This is a genomic window from Streptomyces triticagri (assembly GCF_003429565.1).
GTDB classification, from domain to species: Bacteria; Actinomycetota; Actinomycetes; order Streptomycetales; family Streptomycetaceae; genus Streptomyces; species Streptomyces triticagri.
Genome location: NZ_QUAK01000088.1, coordinates 16003 through 32685 on the forward strand (window position 1 = coordinate 16003; position 16683 = coordinate 32685).

A 16683-nucleotide genomic window follows, 5' to 3' on the forward strand; every position below is an offset into this window, starting at 1 on the left:
GCTGCTGCCCGCTCCTTGCGCGGGACCTCCGGTGTCTGTACAGGCGGCGGCCGGGTCACGGTGAAGGGGACACCGCATCATGTCCGAAGTCAACGGCCCGTCGGGGGACGGCCTGCCGGGCCGCGGCACGCACGGAGCGGACGGCAGGGAGTACGGCGCCTGGACCCGCTGGGTGACCGCCCGCCCGAGGCTCTCGCTCCTGGTGGCCTTGGTGATCACCGCGCTCGCGGTGGTCGTGGGCGGCTCGGTCGCGGACCGGATGGGCAGCGGCGGCTGGGCGGATCCGGCGGCCGAATCGACCTATGCGACCGAGGCCCTCGCCCGGGAGTTCCCGCAGTCGCAGCCGAATCTCCTGCTGTTGGTGGACGTGCGGGACGCTGCCGCACCAGCCGGAGGCGCGGCGGCCGTCGACGATCCGGCGGTCGCCGCCCAGGCCGCCCGCCTCACCGAGCGCCTCGCCGCCGAGGACGGCGTCACGGGCGTCGGCTCGTACTGGGCGACCGAGTCGCCCGCCCTGCGCGCCGACGACGGCAGCCAGGCGCTGATCGCCGCCCGGATCGAAGGGGACGAGACCACGGCGGCCAAGACCCTCGACCGCATCGCACCGGACCTCCGTGGCGAGCACGGCCCGGTCGAGGTCTCGATCGGCGGCCCGGTGGCCGTGGCGCACGAGATGACCTCGATCATCCAGGAGGACCTGCTGCGGGCCGAGATGATCGCCCTGCCCATCACGCTCGTCCTGCTCGTGATGGTCTTCGGCAGCGCCGTCGCCGCACTGCTGCCGCTCGGCGTCGGCATCGTGGCGATCCTGGGGACGAATGCCGTGCTGCGCGGCATCACCGAGGTGGCCGACGTCTCGGTCTTCGCACAGAATCTGACCACCGCCCTGGGCCTCGGACTCGCCATCGACTACGCCCTGTTCATCGTCCGCCGCTTCCGCGAGGAGCTGGCCGCCGGGGCCGAGGTCAGGGACGCGGTCGCCATCACGCTGCGCACGGCGGGGCGCACGGTGCTGTTCTCCGCCCTGACCGTGGCCGTGTCGCTCTCCGCGATGCTGCTCTTCCCGCAGTACTTCCTGCGCTCCTTCGCGTACGCGGGCGTGGCCGTGGTGCTGCTCGCGGCCGCGGCGGCCCTGATCCTGCTCCCCGCGGCCCTGCTGCTCCTGGGCGAGCGGGTCAATGCCCTGGATCTACGACGACTGTGGCGCCGCCGGCGCCGCGACAGCGAAGTGGCGAAGGACGGCGCCGGAAGTGTGCCGAAGCCGCGACCGGCAGGCTGGGCGCGGACCGCGACCCTCGTGATGCGCCGTGCGCCGTTCTTCGCACTCGCCACGACCGCCGCGCTGGTCCTGCTCGGACTGCCCTTCCTCGGCGTCAAGTTCGGCACCCCGGACGACCGCCAGCTGCCTTCGGGTGCCGAGTCGCACGTGGTGCAGCAGGACATCCGGGACGGCTTCCCGGGCAGCCCGGACGGCGCGCTCGAGATCTTCACGGAAGGCGGCGGCAGCCGGGCGCAGTTCGCCGACTACCGCCGGCAGATCGAGGCGCTGCCGGGCGTGCTGCGAGTCGACGGCCCGGTCACCGAGGACGGCCACGGGTACTTCACGGTGACCCCCGAGGGCGAGTCCGTTGGCGCGGGCGCCCAGCGTCTGGTGCACGATCTGCGCGCGGAGCCCGCTCCGTTCGAGACCTCGGTCACCGGCCGCGCGGCCGTGCTGGAGGACTCCAAGTCGGCCATCGCCGACCGGCTGCCGCTCGCCCTGGCGATCATCGCCGTGATCACCCTGCTCCTGGTGTTCCTGCTCACCGGCAGCGTGCTCATCCCCCTGCAGGCCGTCCTGCTCAACGGCCTGAGTCTCACCGCGATGTTCGGAGCCGTGGTCTGGGTCTTCCAGGAGGGTCACCTGTCGGGACTGCTCGGCTTCACGGTGACGGGGGACATCGAGACCACCCTGCCGGTCCTGATGTTCTGCGTGGCCTTCGGCCTCTCCATGGACTACGGCGTGTTCCTGCTCTCCAGAATCAAGGAGGAGTACGACAGGACGGGGGACAACGACCACGCGGTGCGGTTCGGCCTCCAGCGCACCGGTGGGCTGATCACCGCCGCCGCGCTGATCCTCGCCGTGGTGATGGTCGCCATCGGCACCTCCCGCGTCACCAACACCAAGATGCTGGGCCTCGGTATCGCCCTCGCCGTCCTGATGGATGCCATGGTCGTACGCAGCCTCCTGGTCCCCGCCGCCCTCAAGCTGACCGGCCGCTGGACCTGGTGGGCGCCGCGGCCGCTGCGGGCCCTGCACGACCGCTTCGGCATCAGCGAATCCGGTGCGCCGGGGCCGGCTTCTGCACCACCTGCCGCCGAAGCCGAAGCCGAAGCGGGAAGCGTCGGTGCGGGTGAGCGCGCGCCCGATTCCGGGTCTGCCGACCGGACCGACGGACGAATACCGGGGGCAGGCAAGGCCCCAGTGGGCCGTTAGCGTGCGGTGACGCCCGTATCGGTCGCCCGGTGAGCGCAGTGAGCCCGGTTGCCCGGATGCCCGGTCGGGTCTCGTCCGGTGCGATGAAGGGTGGCAGGGATGCGGGCAGTGGTGTTCGAGCAGTTCGGCCGGGAGGCGCGGGTGCGGACCGTGCCCGATCCTGCGCCGGCCCCGGCGGGCGCGGTGGTCAGGGTGGAGGCGACGGGCCTGTGCCGCAGCGACTGGCACGGCTGGATGGGCCACGACCCGGACATCACCCTGCCGCACGTCCCGGGACATGAACTGGCCGGAGTGATCGAGGCGTTGGGCCCCGAGGTGACCCGCTGGCGGGTCGGGGACCGGGTGACGGTGCCGTTCGTCTGCGCCTGCGGACACTGCGACGCGTGCGCCGCAGGACAGCAGCAGGTGTGCGACCGGCAGACCCAGCCGGGCTTCACCCACTGGGGTTCCTTCGCCGAGTACGTGGCGCTCGAGCACGCCGATGTGAATCTGGTGGCCGTCCCGCGCGAGCTGTCGTATGCGACCGCGGCAGGTCTCGGCTGCCGGTTCGCCACCGCGTTCCGTGCGGTCGTCGCACAGGGCAGGGTGGCGCCCGGCGAGTGGGTCGCCGTGCACGGCTGCGGTGGCGTGGGGCTCTCCGCGGTGATGATCGCCGCGGCCTCCGGTGCCCGGGTGGTGGCCGTCGACGTCTCGCCGGCGGCCCTGGAGATGGCGCGGCGGTTCGGGGCGGCGGAGTGCGTCGACGCGTCCGGGGTGCCCGGCGGCGCGGCCGCCGTGGTCCGTGATCTCACGGGCGGCGGTGCCCAGTTGTCCCTGGACGCGCTCGGGTCGCCGGAGACCTGTGCGAGCTCCGTGCAGTGCCTGCGCCGTCGCGGGCGCCATGTGCAGGTGGGCCTGCTGCCGTCGGCAGCCGGTGACCCGGGGGTGCCGATGTCCCGGGTGATCGCCCTTGAGTTGGAGATCCTGGGCAGCCACGGCATGGCGGCCCACGCCTACCCGCCGATGATGGAGCTCGTCCGTTCCGGGCTCCTGCGTCCCGACCTCCTGGTCACCTCCGCCATCACCTTGGACGAGGCCCCGTCCGCGCTCGCCGCACTGGGGCAGCGGGCGTCGGGCGCGGGGGTCACGGTGGTCGAGCCGTGGCGTACGGAGGACTGAAGGTACGGAGGACTGAAGGGTCGAGGTCGTCATGCCCCGGCCCCGGCGCCCGGGTGAAGGGCGGCGGGGCCGAAGAGGACGAGGGAGAAAGGGAGTTGAGACAGAAAGGGGGCGAGAGGCTGGAAGCCGTGTGGTCAGTTCGCGCGGCCGCGGTTGCGGGGGCGGCGGGCGACCCAGGCTCGTACGGTGTCCGCGTACCAGTAGGGCTTGCCCCGTTCCACATGGTCGGGAGGCGGCAGCAGCCCGTGCTTGCGGTAGGAGCGCACAGTGTCCGGCTGGACCTTGATGTGCGCGGCGATCTCCTTGTACGACCAGAGCCGTCGGTCGGTCATCTTCGGTGGCACCTCCTGCTACGCGCCACGGCCTCGGCCGGGAGGGCCGTCGGGGGAGCCGCGGCGCGGACGCATCGCAATCACTCGGCCTGTGCCCGGTGAACGAGGCCTATCGACCGCGAGCGAGCGCTTGTCGACAGGGCGTGACGGGGAACCCGCGTGATCGAGACATATGTGACAGGAGGGGGACTTCGGTGACGGAGTGGTTGCAGGGGTGACAGGACGGCCGGGGCCGGAGGGACGGGGGTGTGGCGCCGCCGCGGGCGCCGCCCCGCTCAGGCCCCGCAGCCGCGCAGGTACTGGCGGGTGCGGCGGGCGATCGGCAGCGGCCGGTCGGGCGGGCACGGATACATGTCCTGCTCGACGATGGCGAAGAGCTCCACGCCGAGCGCCTGCGCCGCCTCGAGCACCGGAGGCAGTTCGGGTACGCCCAGAGGCGGTTCGCACATCACGCCACGTGCCACGGCGGGACCGAACGGCAGATCCTCGGCGCGCACCTCGGCCAGTACGCCCGGGGCGACCTGCTTGAGGTGCAGATAGCCGATGCGCTCGCCGTAGGTCTCGATCAGGCGGACGCTGTCGCCGCCGCAGTACGCGTAGTGGCCGGTGTCCAGGCAGAGTTGGACCAGCTCGGGGTCGGTCGCGTCGAGGAAGCGGGTGACGTTCTCCTCGGTGTCGACATGGGTGTCGGCGTGCGGGTGGACCACGATGCGCAGTCCGTACCGGTCGCCGACCTCGCGGGCGAGGCGCTCGGTCCCCGTGGTCAGGTGCCGCCACTGCTCCGCGGTCAGTTCGCGGTCCTCGAGGACCTTGCCCGTCTTGTCGTCACGCCAGAAGGAGGGGATCACCACGAGGTGCCCGGCGCCGGTGGCCCGGGTCAGTTCGGCGACCCGTGCGACGTGCTCCCAGGTCGCGTCCCAGACCTCGGGCCCGTGATGCAGACCGGTGAAGACGGTGCCCGCGGAGACGCGCAGTTCGCGGCGCTCGGTCTCCGCGCGGAGCCGGTCGGGGTCGGTGGGGAGATAGCCGTACGGGCCGAGTTCGATCCACGCGTAACCGGAGTCGGAGACCTCGTCGAGGAAGCGTTGCCAGGGGATCTGCTGGGGGTCGTCGGGGAACCACACGCCCCAGGAGTCGGGCGCCGAACCGATGCGGATGCGCGACAGCGTCATGGCCGCCAGCCTCGCGGCGGCCGGAGAGGAGTGTCAAGCAGTGGTCCGAATGTAAGGACAAAATGTTGACAGTGCTCGGGAGCGGGACTAGACCTGGGGACACGCGGGACCCGGGAGGCGCGATGCCGGGCTCCGGCCGACGCGTGCGTACCGAAGGGACGTGGACGGTGACCGATCCGCAGGACGCGACCCCACCGCCTCCGGACGAGCCTGCCGCGCCACCCGCGTACGACGAACCCGACCCGTACGACGTCATCACCATGGGCCGGATCGGTGTCGATCTGTATCCGCTGCAGGGCGGGGTGCCGTTGGAGCGGGTCGAGACGTTCGGGAAGTTCCTCGGCGGGTCGCCGAGCAATGTCGCGGTGGCCGCGGCACGGCTCGGCCGGCGCACGGCCGTGGTGACCCGGACCGGGCAGGACCCGTTCGGCAGGTATCTCCACGAGGCGCTGCGGGAGTTCGGGGTGGACGACCGCTGGGTGAGCGGGGTGCCGGGCCTGCCGACACCGGTGACGTTCTGCGAGATCTTCCCGCCGGACGACTTCCCGCTCTACTTCTACCGACAGCCCAAGGCCCCCGATCTGGAGATCCGCACCGGGGAGCTGGACCTGGACGCGATCCGTGCCGCCCGCATCTTCTGGGCGACCGGCACCGGCCTGAGCGAGGAGCCCAGCCGTACGGCGACTCTGGACGCGCTCCGCCACCGCGCGAAGTCCGGGACCACGGTGCTCGATCTGGACTGGCGGCCGATGTTCTGGCCGGACCCGGACACCGCACGCCCCGTGTACGAGGAGGCGCTCGCGCACGCCACGGTCGCCGTGGGGAACCTGGAGGAGTGCCGGGTCGCCACCGGCGCGGACGAACCACACGCCGCAGCAAGGGCGTTGCTCGGCGCAGGCGTCGAACTGGCCGTGGTCAAACAGGGACCGAAGGGCGTACTCGCCGTGGCCGCCGACGGCCGGAGCGCCGAAGTGCCGCCCGTCCCGGTGGAGGTGGTGAACGGCCTGGGCGCCGGCGACGCCTTCGGCGGAGCCCTCTGCCACGGGCTGCTCGCCGGCCTGGCCCTGGACGAGACCGTACGGTTCGCGAACGCGGCCGGCGCCATCGTCGCCTCCCGCCTCGCCTGTTCCTCGGCGATGCCGTATCCGCACGAGGTGGCCGCGGTGCTGGGCCTGGAAGGGGGCCGGGCGTGAGCGCAGTCAGCCCCGGCGAACTGGCCCGGGTGCGGGCCAGACACCCCGAGGCCTTCGCCGAGGCGGCCGCCCGCCGCAAGCGCCGCCCCCTTGTCGGCCCCGGCGGCCGACTGATGATCATCGCCGCGGATCATCCGGCACGCGGCGCGCTCTCCGTCGGCGGGCGCCGCATGGCCATGGCCAACCGCCGCGACCTCCTCGAGCGTCTCTGCCTCGCGCTCGCCCGCCCCGGTGTGGACGGCGTCCTCGCCACCGCCGACATCGTCGAGGACCTGCTGCTGCTCGGCGCGCTCGACGACAAGGTGGTGATGGGGTCGATGAACCGCGGCGGCCTTGCCGGTTCGGCCTTCGAGCTGGACGACCGGTTCACCGGGTACCGCCCCGAGGACATCGCCCGTCTCGGCCTCGACGCGGGCAAGCTGCTGCTGCGCATCGACTACACCGACCCCGGCTCGCTCGCCACGCTCGACGCCGGTGCGCGGGTGATCGACGCGATGGCGGAGCGGGGCCTTCCGGTGTTCGTCGAGCCCTTCCTGTCCCGCCGGATCGACGGCCGGCTGCGCAACGACCTCAGTCCCGAGGCCGTCACCACCTCCATCGCGGTGGCCTCAGGCCTCGCCGGCACCTCCGCGTACACCTGGCTGAAGGTGCCGGTCACCGATGATGCGGACGGTACGGCGCGGGCGCTCGAGGCCACCACGTTGCCGGTGGTGCTGCTCGGCGGCGACACCGGCCGCACCCCCGCGGAGCAGGACGCGGTGTACGAAAAATGGCGGGCCGCGCTGCGTCTTCCGACGGTTCAGGGACTCGTGGTGGGACGGTCGTTGTTGTATCCGGCGGATGACGATGTGACGGCGGCCGTGGACACCGCCGTCGCCCTGGTGGGGGAGGCGTGATGCACGTACCGGCGGGCTCGGCGGCCGAGGGACCGTACGCGCTGCGGATCGACGCGGGCGAGGAAGCGCCGGGCGGCGCAGGACCGGCCGGCGAAGGGCCTGCCGGCCCCGGGAAGTACGGCCTCGCGCACAGCGCACTGCGCATCGCCGAACTGCCGCCCGGCGGCTCGCTCTCCCTGCACACCGGCGACTGCGAGTGGATCGTGCTCCCGCTGTCCGGCGGATGTACGGTGCACGCGAGCGGCGAGTTCTTCGAACTCATGGGACGCGAGAGCGTGTTCAGCGGGGCGAGCGACTTCGTCCGCGTACCGCGCGACGCCCATGTCCAGATCGCCTCCGGCGCGGGAGGCCGCTTCGCCCTGGCAGGAGCGAAGTGCGAGCGTCGACTCCCCGCCCGCTACGGCCCCGCGCCGGAGGTACCGCTCGAACAGCGCGGCAGCGGGAACTGCACGCGCGAGGTGCGCGGGTTCGCCGCCGCCGACGCGTTCGACTGCGACCGCCTGATCGCGGTCGAGGTGGTCACCCCCGGCGGCAACTGGTCCTCGTACCCGCCGCACAAGCACGACGAGCAGGTGCCGGGCGAGGAGAGCGAACTCGAGGAGATCTACTACTTCGAGATCGAGGGACCGGGCGGCCTCGGCTATCAGCGGGTGTCGCCGTCGCGCCCGGGCGGTACGGACGTACTCGCCGAAGTCCGCACCGGGGACGTGGTCCTGGTGCCGGACGGCTGGCACGGACCGTCGATCGCACAGCCCGGCCACCGGATGTACTACCTGAATGTGATGGCCGGACCCGGTGACGAACGGGAGTGGAAGATCCGCTTCCATCCGGATCACGCGGAGGGATACCGATGACCACCCGCCGACCGACCGGCGCGCGATCCGCCGCCGAACGAGCTGCCACCCGCCGGCTCACCACCGCACAGGCCCTGCTCACCTTCCTGACCCGCCAGTTCACCGAACGGGACGGCATCCGGCAGCGTCTGATCGCCGCCACCTGGGGCATCTTCGGCCATGGGAACGTCGCGGGCATCGGCCAGGCCCTCCTCGAACCGGGCGTGTACGGCGCCCCCGGCACAGGTGGCGGTGGCGGTGGCGACCACACCATGCCGTACCACCAGGGCCGCAACGAGCAGGCCATGGTGCACGCCGCCGTCGGCTACGCCCGCCAGTCCGGCAGGCTCTCCGCCCACGCCGTCACCACCTCCATCGGCCCCGGCGCGACCAACCTCGTCACCGGCGCCGCCCTCGCCACCATCAACCGCCTCCCGGTGCTGCTGCTCCCCGGCGACATCTTCGCCACCCGCCCCGCCGACCCCGTACTCCAGCAGCTCGAAGTCCCGTACGCGGGCGACGTGTCGGTCAACGACTGTCTGCGCCCCGTCTCCCGCTACTTCGACCGGATCACCCGCCCCGAGGCCCTGATCCCGGCCGCGCTCGCCGCGATGCGGGTGCTCGCGGACCCGGCCGAGACCGGCGCGGTCACCCTCGCGCTGCCGCAGGACGTGCAGGCGGAGGCGTACGACTGGCCCGAGGACTTCTTCGCCGAGCGGGTGTGGCGAGTGCCGCGCCAGGGACCCGAACAGCGTGACGTGCACGAGGCGTCGGCCCTGATCCGGTCCGCCGAACGCCCCCTGATCATCGCCGGCGGCGGCGTGCACCACAGCGCCGCCGAGCCCGCCCTGCGCGCGCTCGCCGACTCGACCGGCATCCCGGTCGCCTCCACCCAGGCCGGCAAGGGCAGCCTCGACCACGACCATCCCTCGGACGTCGGCGGCATCGGCTCCACCGGCACCGCGACCGCCAACCAACTCGCCCGCACCGCCGACCTGATCCTCGGCGTCGGCACCCGCTACACGGACTTCACGACGGCCTCCGGCACCCTCTTCCAGAACCCGGACGTCCGCTTCGTCAACCTCAACGTCACCGGCTTCGACAGCCACAAGATGGGTGCGGTGTCCCTGGTGGGTGATGCGCGGACCGGACTCCAGTGGCTGCACGGCGAGTTGCGCGAGCGCGTGCTGGACGGCGAACGCACCCCCGCCCACCACGTCTCCGAGGCCTACGAGCAGGAGTACCGGCGCGTCAAGACCGACTGGGAGCAGCAGGTCACCCGCGCCTTCACCGCACCCGACGAGCACGCACGCCCCACCCAGATCCAGGTCGTCGGCGCCCTGGACGCCCTCTTCACCGCCGACGACGTACTGATCAACGCGGCCGGCTCGCTCCCCGGCGACCTGCACAAACTGTGGCGCGCCCGCGACCCTCGGCAGTACCACGTCGAGTACGGCTACTCCTGCATGGGCTACGAGATCCCCGCGGCGATCGGTGTCCAACTCGCCGCCCCCGAGCGGAAGGTGTGGGCGGTCGTCGGGGACGGCACGTATCTGATGATGCCCACGGAGATCGTCACGGCCGTCCAGGAGGGCCTCCCGATCAAGGTCGTCGTCCTGCAGAACCACGGCTACGCCTCCATCGGCGGCCTCTCGGGGACGGTCGGCGCCGAGGGCTTCGGCACGGCGTACCGTCACCGCGCCGCGGACGGCACGTACACCGGCGCCCCGCTGCCCGTCGACCTCGCCGCGAACGCCGCCTCCCTCGGCATGCGCGTCCTCACCGCCGACACGGTGCGTGGTCTCGACAAGGTCCTGCGTGAGGCGCGAGCCTCGGACGTACCCACATGTGTCTATGTGGAGACCGAAACGGCAGACACAGTGTCGGGCGTGCCCTCGGGTCAGGCGTGGTGGGATGTGCCCGTGGCCGAGACCGCGACCCGCCCGTCCGCGATCTCGGCCCGTGAGGAGTACGAACGGCAGGTGGCCGCCCGACGCCGCCATCTCTGACCGAGCTGCCGCACACGCTCGACGAGCTGCTGCACGGGCTCGACGAGCTGCCGCCATCTGTGAAGGAGCTGTCGACATGACCGGCACGACGAAGACCGTCCACCACTGGATCGGCGGCAAGTCCGTCGAGGGCACCTCGGGCAACCAGGGCCCGGTCACCGACCCGGCGACCGGCGAGGTCACCACCCGGGTCGCCTTCGCCTCGGTCGACGAGGTCGACGCGGCCGTCGCCGCCGCCAAGGACGCGTATGCGAGCTGGGGTCTGTCCTCGCTGTCGAAGCGTACGGCGGTGCTGTTCAAGTTCCGTGCGCTGCTCGACGCGCATCGCGACGAGATCGCCGAGCTGATCACCGCCGAGCACGGCAAGGTCCACTCGGACGCGCTCGGCGAGGTCGCCCGCGGACTGGAGATCGTGGACCTGGCCTGCGGGATCACCGTCCAGCTCAAGGGCGAGCTGTCGACCGAGGTGGCCTCCCGCGTCGACGTGTCGTCGATCCGGCAGCCGCTGGGTGTGGTCGCCGGCATCACGCCGTTCAACTTCCCTGCCATGGTGCCGATGTGGATGTTCCCGATCGCCATCGCCTGCGGCAACACCTTTGTGCTCAAGCCCTCCGAGAAGGACCCGTCCGCTTCTCTGAAGCTGGCCGAACTCCTCGCCGAGGCGGGCCTCCCGGACGGCGTCTTCAATGTCGTGCACGGTGACAAGGTCGCCGTCGACCGCCTCCTGGAGCACCCGGACGTCGCGGCGGTCTCCTTCGTCGGCTCCACCCCGATCGCCCGCTACATCCACACCACCGCCTCCGCCAACGGCAAGCGCGTGCAGGCGCTCGGTGGCGCCAAGAACCACATGCTCGTGCTGCCCGACGCCGACCTGGACGCCGCCGCCGACGCCGCGGTCTCGGCGGCCTACGGCTCGGCGGGCGAGCGCTGCATGGCGATCTCCGCGGTGGTCGCGGTCGGTGCGGTCGGCGACGAACTCGTCGCGAAGATCAAGGACCGCGCCGAGAAGATCAAGATCGGTCCGGGTAACGACCCGTCCTCCGAGATGGGCCCGCTGATCACCGCCGCGCACCGCGACAAGGTCGCCTCGTACGTCCACGGCGCCGCGGCCGACGGCTGCGAGGTCGTCCTCGACGGCACCGGCCACACCGTCGAGGGCTTCGACGGCGGCCACTGGATCGGCCTCTCCCTCCTCGACCACGTCCCCACCAGCGCCCAGGCCTACCGGGACGAGATCTTCGGCCCGGTCCTCTCCGTCCTGCGCGTGGACACGTACGAGGAGGGCGTGGCCCTGATCAACGCCTCGCCGTTCGGCAACGGCACCGCGATCTTCACCCGCGACGGTGGCGCGGCCCGCCGCTTCCAGCTGGAGGTCGAGGCCGGCATGGTCGGCGTCAACGTCCCGATCCCGGTCCCCGTCGGCTACCACAGCTTCGGCGGCTGGAAGGACTCCCTCTTCGGCGACCACCACATCTACGGCAACGACGGCACGCACTTCTACACCCGCGGCAAGGTCGTCACCACCCGCTGGCCTGACCCCTCCGACACCCCCGCCGGCGTCGACCTGGGCTTCCCGCGCAACCACTGACGCCTGGCCTGTCCGTCCTGCCCCCCGTCTCGCTCACTCTCCGGGAGGCGGGGCGGCCCGTGCGTGGATACGGGCCGTGCCCAGTGTGTAGGGCTCGATGGGGAAAGTCGTCGAGAATGCCCTCGACGAAAACACGACGCCGCTCCGCGTGGGCCGGGGTGGCGAGTCGGACGCCCACGAGGAGCTCAGAGGCGGTCACCGCGGAGATTGCTGCGTCGTCATCATCGGCGAGCACGTCGTCCCACTGCAGACGTCCGCGGTCCACGGCCGCGATCACTCCGGTGTCGAGGATCAGTCGTCCCATGCGTCACGGTCCTCGGTCAGCAATTCCCGGGCTGCGCGGACGTCGGCATACCAGTCGTCCGTGTTGGCGGCGCGGGGGAGGCGCCGCAGGGACTCCTTCAGCGGTTCTGGGGTGACATCGTGCGCGGTCAACTGGACGAGTTCTGGAGTGGATTCGAGAGCCATGCGGGGCAGCGTGCCAAAGGGGTCTGACATCCCGCGCCGGGCGTGTGGAGGGACCGTCCGGGTCACCTTGTGTGTTGGACGACTTGGATGAGGTGGCCGTCGGGGTCCTCGGCCCAGGCGATCAGTAGATCGCTCAACCATGGTTCAGGGGCCTTGACCGGTGTGGCGCCCAGTTCGAGCAGACGGGCATAGGCCTGTGACGTGTCGTCGGTCCACAGGATCACCGCTGCGCGTTGGCCGGCGACGATCGGGGCCAGGCCGTGATCGTCGCGTGTCGATGTCTCGCCGGCGAATCCGATGCGGTAGCCGTCGAGAGTCAGGTCGACGTGAATGGGCACGCCCTCGGCCGGAGTTCGAAAGACCTCGATGAAGCCGATGTCCTTGTAGAAGTCCGCAGTCCGCTCCACGTCCTGGCTGAACAGCACGATCTGGGGATTCTTGAAGGTCGCCATGACGGTCAGGACTGAATGACCTGGGCGATTTCCCAGGTGTTGCCGGAGGGGTCGCTGAAGGCGGCGGTGCGGCGGCCCCAGGGGCGGTCGATCGGGCCGTTGAGGAGAGTTACACCGTGCCGTTCGAGGTCGGCGCAGGTGGCGTTTGCGTCCGGGACTTCGATGGTCAGGAGGGCGCGGGGGCCGGTGTCGGGGGCACCGACGGGGGAAGGGGTGATGAGTTCGGGGGCGTTGGCTGCGGTGAGGATGTTGATCATGAGGTTGTCGAGCTTGACGACGGCGGAGTCTTCGTTCTCGTAGACCACTTCGAGGCCGAAGATGTCGGTGTAGAAGGCCTTGGTGGCGGCCAGGTCCTCGGCGAAGAGGGTGATGACGTCGAGCTTGTTCAGGCCTTTGATCATGGCGGTCTTCCTCGTTCTGTTTCTGGCGGCGAGGTACGGGACTCGGGTCTTGGGGCGTGAGGTCCGAGGGTCGAGCGGCCTTTGTGGGGAAGGGGTGGGAGTTTTTCCCGCCCTCCCTGCCCGCGATCCTGGAGATGCTTACCACTTCAACTACCTTGCCGGGCAAGGGATATGACATTTCGTGATCAGGTCGCGATGGTGTGGCAGATGTGTGTAGCGTTTGCCAAAAGAAACGACCCCCGCCAGGTGCTACCAACACCTCCGGGGGTCTGACCAGCGAGATCCAAGGATTAGGAACGATCCCAATGGCTGCCGCCAAGCTTATCTTTGTTGCGCCCTCCTCCGCCCACCCCATGGCCGCATCCGGCTTCGGGAAGCAGAGCGTGCCTGGTCAGGGGCCGCGTCGCGCGACTGACTTCGAGGGGCTCAGCCCGGTCGCGGGGGCCGTTGCCGCGTACGTAGACCGATTGCCCGAGGGCGCCGACATCTCGATCAAGGGACTTGCTGCCCAACTGCCGCGCGGGCAGGCCGCGATCGGTACGGCGTTGCGGGACCTGGCGCGGGTCGGGCATCTGCGGCGCGTGCGGGAGTGGGTCGTCGCGGACGGGGCCAGCCGGTGGGTGACGCGTACGCACTTCTCGCGTACGGCTCACGGTGACGGCTGGTGGGCCGCGTATGTCGAGGGCCAGGACATGGACCTGTGGGTGGATGAAGGTGCCGGGCCGCCCGGGGGCGCGTCCGAGCCGCAATCCGGCGTGGCTGCCCCCGAAAGCGGTCGCCGCGAGGCCTACTCGCTGCTGGCCGAACTCGGCCTGGCCGACGCCCGGATGAGCCTCTCCGCGGCCGACTGCACCGCACTCGCACCCCTCGTCGAGGAGTGGCTGCGGCGTGGCGCGACGCGCGAACGGTTCGTGCAGGCGCTGACCTCCGGCCTGCCGCCCGAGGTCCACTCCCCCCCCGGCGCATGGCCGAGGTCCGCCTGACGGAGAAGCTGCCGCCCGTCCTTCCGCCGCGGCGACCCGTCGTACGCACGCTGGAGTGCATCACCTGCCGCGCGCCGGGGCGGCCGGAGGCGCTTCCCGGCGGTGAATGCGCCGAGTGCCGCGGCGGCGAGCGGCGTCCGGCTCAACTGCCCACGTCCTTGCGGCCCGAGGCGGTCAGGCGGTACGCCGACGAAGCCCGCCGCGCCGCGAAGTCACCGGCACTCAGTCCCTGAGCGGGCTGCCCGGCACCCGCGCCCGCACCGTCTTCCCGGCGTGCGGCCGCAGGAACCACTCGACTCCGCTGCTCAGCGTTCGCACGATGCCGAGGCCGCGGCCGCACTCCGGCGCTGCAGCGCCGGTCGGACCGAGGCCGGCGACCGGGTCGGAGACGTCGACGAGGAGGGTGCCGTCCTCCAGTACGGCGAGGCGGAGGACCAGTACGCGTCCGGGGCGCGCGGCATGCCGTACGGCGTTGGTGACCAGTTCCGACACGATGAGGACGGCGTCCTCCACGTCACCGGACCAGCGCCAGACGGTGAGCAGCAGCCGGGCCCGGGCCCGGGCCTCGCGCACGGAGGTGCCGCGCGGCGCGTAGCCGCCGGACCATTCGGTGACCACGGTTGGGGCTGGGCCCTTTGTTCGGTTCGCCATTGCCATCGCCGGTACGTCCTCGCTCTTCGCTGAGTGTTGTTGTTCGTCACCCAGCGTGGCGGCCCCCGGGCTACGCTCGCCATGGGTTGCCGCCCAACATCCCCACTGTTGGAACGGAGTTGGCCATGACCGAGCCCCGCAGTCTCGACCCGTCGGCGTCCCCGCGTGCGCTTCTCGGCGCGGAGTTGCGCCACCGCCGCGAGGCATCCGGGCACTCCCAGGGCTCCCTGGGGCAGCTGCTGTTCGTGAGCGGCTCGTTCATCGGCCAGCTCGAAGCCGGTACGCGCAGGCTTCTGCCGGACATCGCCGAGCGGCTCGACGACGCCCTCACGACTGGTGGCTTCTTCGTGCGCAACGTGCGGGCGTCCAGCAAGTCCAAGCACCCGAAGCACTTCGCCGAGGCGGCGGAGGCGGAGGCAGTGGCTACGGAGATCCGGGAGTACGACCCCCTGTTGATTCCCGGTCTGCTGCAGAGCGAGCGATACGCGCACGCGGTGTTCCGGGCTCATCGACCGACGGTCGGACGGGAGGAGATCGATGAGCTGGTCGCCGTGCGGACGGAGCGCGCGAAGTTGCTTGACGATCCAACAGGCCCGTTGTTGTGGGTGGTTCTCGATGAGGCGGCGTTACGTAGACCTGTCGGCGGGCCGACCGTGATGGCGGAGGCGCTGCGCCACGTGGCGGACTTGGCGGGGCGGCCGCGGATCGTCGTCCAGGTGGTGCCGTTCGCTGCGCAAGGGCACTCGTGCATGGCAGGTGCGGTGCGGCTCATGTCCTTCGCGGACTCCCCGACTCTCGCCTATCTCCAAGGGTTCGGGATCGGCATCCTGGAGGATGATCCGGCGACGGTCGCCGGCCAACAGCTGGCCTACCAACTGCTGGGCGCCAGTGCGTTGTCACCACGTGAATCCCTGGCTCTGATCAACGCCGTGGCAGAGGATTACTCCCATGAAGCGAACCAACAGCCCTGAGAACTGGCGGAAGTCGAGCTACAGCAGTGGCGACGGCGGCAACTGCCTGGAGGTCTCCGATCATCTCCTTGCTGCCCGCGCCGTCGTCCCGGTCCGCGATTCCAAGATCGTGGCAGAGGACGCAGCCGTCCTCACCTTCTCCGCCCCGGCATGGCGCGCCTTCATCGCATCGCTCGGGCCCGTCGCGCCCTGACCTGGTCAACTCGGTCGGCCCTGTGGAAGTCTCAGGCCTCGTGACGGTGAACCCGGGGAGGGCGTATGGCCGTTGTGGGGCAGGGTGGAGGGGCGGCGAGACGTGGGCCGCTGTGGTATCTGGTGAATGAAGTGCTGGCGTTCGTGATCGAGCTCGCGGCAGTCGCGTCGCTGGCGTGGTGGGATTCGCCACGGGGGACGGGCCCCTGGTGAGCGCGGTGTCGGGGATCGGGACGCCGGCCGTCGCCGTGCTGCTGTGGGGGATGTTCGCGGCGCCGCGGGCGAAGTACAAGGTCGGGGTGCCGGTCGTGCTGGTCGTGAAGGCGCTGGTGTTGGGCGGGGGTGCGCTGGCGCTGTACGGGGTCGGGCACGCCGGCCTCGCGATCGGGATGGGCGTCGTGGTGGTCGTGAACACCACGGTGGTGGAGGTCTGCCGGCGGCTCAGGCCCGAGTGGGCGATTCCGGCAGGCCCCGGAGCAGGGAATCCCGTAGCTGGCAGGTGACTCAGCCCTCCGTGTCCTCCTCGCCCTCCGGGGCGAAGACGCAGAACTCGTTGCCCTCCGGGTCCGCCAGCACGTGCCAGAAGACGTCGTCGTCCGGCTCCCGGAGCAGCGTCGCGCCCAGTGACACGAGCCGGGCAGGGTCGCCCCATACGTCGAGGTGCATGCGGTTCTTCGCGGTATTGGTCTCGGGGACCGGGTTGATCCAGATCAGCGGGCCGGCCCCGGACGGGTCCTCGATGGGGACCGGCCAGGCGCGCGGGCGTCCGGTGCCGTCGCCCGGGTCCCTCCGTACGTAGCCGAGCGTCTCGCACCACCAGTCGGCGAGCGCGTGGTGGTCCCGGGCGTCGAGGGCGAGATCCTTGAAACGGGCGGGAGCCCGGTGCGTGTCAGGCATGACCCTGATCT

General features: G+C 71.2%; 18 protein-coding genes. 11 read left to right on the forward strand and 7 right to left on the reverse strand.

Annotation, left to right across the window (positions count from 1 at the left end; translation table 11 throughout):
• Positions 1-79: 79 nt before the first annotated feature.
• Together DY218_RS16535 and DY218_RS16540 are read left to right on the forward strand one after the other, a co-directional pair.
• Entirely contained in the window at positions 80-2476 is a 2397-nt protein-coding gene (locus DY218_RS16535) for an MMPL family transporter (RefSeq protein WP_128556813.1), read from the forward strand.
• A 99-nt stretch (positions 2477-2575) separates the two neighbouring features.
• Positions 2576-3634: a zinc-dependent alcohol dehydrogenase family protein gene (locus DY218_RS16540; protein ID WP_128556814.1), complete on the forward strand. Its 1059-nt coding sequence runs from the start codon at positions 2576-2578 to the stop codon at positions 3632-3634.
• 134 nt (positions 3635-3768) lie between these two features.
• Here the strand turns inward: DY218_RS16540 and DY218_RS16545 are convergent, their stop codons facing one another.
• Together DY218_RS16545 and DY218_RS16550 are read right to left on the reverse strand one after the other, a co-directional pair.
• Entirely contained in the window at positions 3769-3966 is a 198-nt protein-coding gene (locus tag DY218_RS16545; protein WP_128556815.1) for a helix-turn-helix transcriptional regulator, read from the reverse strand.
• Between the two features lie 275 nt (positions 3967-4241).
• Positions 4242-5138 carry a sugar phosphate isomerase/epimerase family protein gene (locus DY218_RS16550; protein WP_128556816.1) on the reverse strand — a complete coding sequence of 299 codons (897 nt, stop codon included), beginning with the start codon at positions 5136-5138 and terminating at the stop codon, positions 4242-4244.
• 260 nt (positions 5139-5398) lie between these two features.
• On the opposite strand from DY218_RS16550, the gene iolC reads away from it, so the two are divergent.
• The 5 genes from iolC (at position 5399) to mmsA (ending at position 11657) form a co-directional block, all read left to right on the forward strand.
• On the forward strand, positions 5399-6331 hold the full coding sequence (gene iolC, locus DY218_RS16555; protein ID WP_128556845.1) for a 5-dehydro-2-deoxygluconokinase: 933 nt from the start codon (positions 5399-5401) through the stop codon (positions 6329-6331).
• On the forward strand, positions 6328-7227 hold the full coding sequence (locus tag DY218_RS16560; protein WP_128556817.1) for a Cgl0159 family (beta/alpha)8-fold protein: 900 nt from the start codon (positions 6328-6330) through the stop codon (positions 7225-7227). Before iolC ends, DY218_RS16560 begins: the two co-directional genes overlap by 4 nt.
• The gene (gene iolB / locus DY218_RS16565) at positions 7227-8081 is read left to right on the forward strand and encodes a 5-deoxy-glucuronate isomerase (RefSeq protein ID WP_128556818.1); all 855 of its coding nucleotides are present in this window, start codon (positions 7227-7229) and stop codon (positions 8079-8081) included. Before DY218_RS16560 ends, iolB begins: the two co-directional genes overlap by 1 nt.
• Positions 8078-10069 carry a 3D-(3,5/4)-trihydroxycyclohexane-1,2-dione acylhydrolase (decyclizing) gene (gene iolD, locus DY218_RS16570; RefSeq protein ID WP_128556819.1) on the forward strand — a complete coding sequence of 664 codons (1992 nt, stop codon included), beginning with the start codon at positions 8078-8080 and terminating at the stop codon, positions 10067-10069. Before iolB ends, iolD begins: the two co-directional genes overlap by 4 nt.
• A 76-nt stretch (positions 10070-10145) precedes the next feature.
• The gene (gene mmsA, locus DY218_RS16575) at positions 10146-11657 is read left to right on the forward strand and encodes a CoA-acylating methylmalonate-semialdehyde dehydrogenase (protein WP_128556820.1); all 1512 of its coding nucleotides are present in this window, start codon (positions 10146-10148) and stop codon (positions 11655-11657) included.
• A 291-nt stretch (positions 11658-11948) separates the two neighbouring features.
• Here the strand turns inward: mmsA and DY218_RS34245 are convergent, their stop codons facing one another.
• The 3 genes from DY218_RS34245 to DY218_RS16585 form a co-directional block, all read right to left on the reverse strand.
• Positions 11949-12125 carry a hypothetical protein gene (locus tag DY218_RS34245; protein ID WP_158574043.1) on the reverse strand — a complete coding sequence of 59 codons (177 nt, stop codon included), beginning with the start codon at positions 12123-12125 and terminating at the stop codon, positions 11949-11951.
• Positions 12126-12187: 62 nt separating this feature from the next.
• On the reverse strand, positions 12188-12577 hold the full coding sequence (locus DY218_RS16580) for a VOC family protein (RefSeq protein WP_128556821.1): 390 nt from the start codon (positions 12575-12577) through the stop codon (positions 12188-12190).
• Positions 12578-12582: 5 nt separating this feature from the next.
• Positions 12583-12978 carry a VOC family protein gene (locus DY218_RS16585; RefSeq protein ID WP_128556822.1) on the reverse strand — a complete coding sequence of 132 codons (396 nt, stop codon included), beginning with the start codon at positions 12976-12978 and terminating at the stop codon, positions 12583-12585.
• A gap of 305 nt (positions 12979-13283) precedes the next feature.
• On the opposite strand from DY218_RS16585, the gene DY218_RS16590 reads away from it, so the two are divergent.
• Positions 13284-13961, forward strand: coding sequence for a hypothetical protein (locus DY218_RS16590; protein ID WP_233521639.1), 678 nt, complete (start codon positions 13284-13286; stop codon positions 13959-13961).
• A 222-nt stretch (positions 13962-14183) separates the two neighbouring features.
• On the opposite strand, the gene DY218_RS16595 is transcribed toward DY218_RS16590, so the two are convergent.
• Entirely contained in the window at positions 14184-14579 is a 396-nt protein-coding gene (locus DY218_RS16595) for an ATP-binding protein (RefSeq protein ID WP_233521640.1), read from the reverse strand.
• A 158-nt stretch (positions 14580-14737) separates the two neighbouring features.
• Here DY218_RS16595 and DY218_RS16600 point away from each other — a divergent pair, with 158 nt between their 5' ends.
• From DY218_RS16600 to DY218_RS16610, 3 genes are all read left to right on the forward strand, one after another.
• A complete protein-coding gene (locus DY218_RS16600) occupies positions 14738-15583 on the forward strand; it encodes a helix-turn-helix domain-containing protein (RefSeq protein ID WP_128556824.1) in 846 nt (281 codons plus the stop codon).
• Complete coding sequence (locus tag DY218_RS16605) at positions 15561-15776, forward strand: DUF397 domain-containing protein (RefSeq protein WP_128556825.1); 216 nt, start codon at positions 15561-15563, stop codon at positions 15774-15776. The genes DY218_RS16600 and DY218_RS16605 overlap by 23 nt, the downstream gene beginning before the upstream one ends.
• 175 nt (positions 15777-15951) lie before the next feature.
• Positions 15952-16278 (forward strand): YrdB family protein, encoded by a 327-nt coding sequence (locus tag DY218_RS16610; RefSeq protein WP_233521641.1) that lies wholly within the window; start codon positions 15952-15954, stop codon positions 16276-16278.
• Between the two features lies 1 nt (position 16279).
• Here DY218_RS16610 and DY218_RS16615 read toward each other — a convergent pair whose 3' ends face one another.
• Positions 16280-16672 carry a VOC family protein gene (locus DY218_RS16615; RefSeq protein ID WP_128556826.1) on the reverse strand — a complete coding sequence of 131 codons (393 nt, stop codon included), beginning with the start codon at positions 16670-16672 and terminating at the stop codon, positions 16280-16282.
• Between the last annotated feature and the right edge of the window lie 11 nt (positions 16673-16683).

Excerpts from the sequence above, each read along its gene's own strand:
- DY218_RS16535 (WP_128556813.1), top strand. The coding sequence starts at position 80 with ATGTCCGAAGTCAACGGCCCGTCGGGGGACGGCCTGCCGGGCCGCGGC.
- DY218_RS16540 (WP_128556814.1), top strand. The coding sequence starts at position 2,576 with ATGCGGGCAGTGGTGTTCGAGCAGTTCGGCCGGGAGGCGCGGGTGCGG.
- DY218_RS16545 (WP_128556815.1), bottom strand. The coding sequence starts at position 3,966 with ATGACCGACCGACGGCTCTGGTCGTACAAGGAGATCGCCGCGCACATC.
- DY218_RS16550 (WP_128556816.1), bottom strand. The coding sequence starts at position 5,138 with ATGACGCTGTCGCGCATCCGCATCGGTTCGGCGCCCGACTCCTGGGGC.
- iolC (WP_128556845.1), top strand. The coding sequence starts at position 5,399 with ATGGGCCGGATCGGTGTCGATCTGTATCCGCTGCAGGGCGGGGTGCCG.
- iolB (WP_128556818.1), top strand. The coding sequence starts at position 7,227 with ATGCACGTACCGGCGGGCTCGGCGGCCGAGGGACCGTACGCGCTGCGG.
- iolD (WP_128556819.1), top strand. The coding sequence starts at position 8,078 with ATGACCACCCGCCGACCGACCGGCGCGCGATCCGCCGCCGAACGAGCT.
- mmsA (WP_128556820.1), top strand. The coding sequence starts at position 10,146 with ATGACCGGCACGACGAAGACCGTCCACCACTGGATCGGCGGCAAGTCC.
- DY218_RS34245 (WP_158574043.1), bottom strand. The coding sequence starts at position 12,125 with ATGGCTCTCGAATCCACTCCAGAACTCGTCCAGTTGACCGCGCACGAT.
- DY218_RS16580 (WP_128556821.1), bottom strand. The coding sequence starts at position 12,577 with ATGGCGACCTTCAAGAATCCCCAGATCGTGCTGTTCAGCCAGGACGTG.
- DY218_RS16585 (WP_128556822.1), bottom strand. The coding sequence starts at position 12,978 with ATGATCAAAGGCCTGAACAAGCTCGACGTCATCACCCTCTTCGCCGAG.
- DY218_RS16590 (WP_233521639.1), top strand. The coding sequence starts at position 13,284 with ATGGCTGCCGCCAAGCTTATCTTTGTTGCGCCCTCCTCCGCCCACCCC.
- DY218_RS16600 (WP_128556824.1), top strand. The coding sequence starts at position 14,738 with ATGACCGAGCCCCGCAGTCTCGACCCGTCGGCGTCCCCGCGTGCGCTT.
- DY218_RS16605 (WP_128556825.1), top strand. The coding sequence starts at position 15,561 with ATGAAGCGAACCAACAGCCCTGAGAACTGGCGGAAGTCGAGCTACAGC.
- DY218_RS16615 (WP_128556826.1), bottom strand. The coding sequence starts at position 16,672 with ATGCCTGACACGCACCGGGCTCCCGCCCGTTTCAAGGATCTCGCCCTC.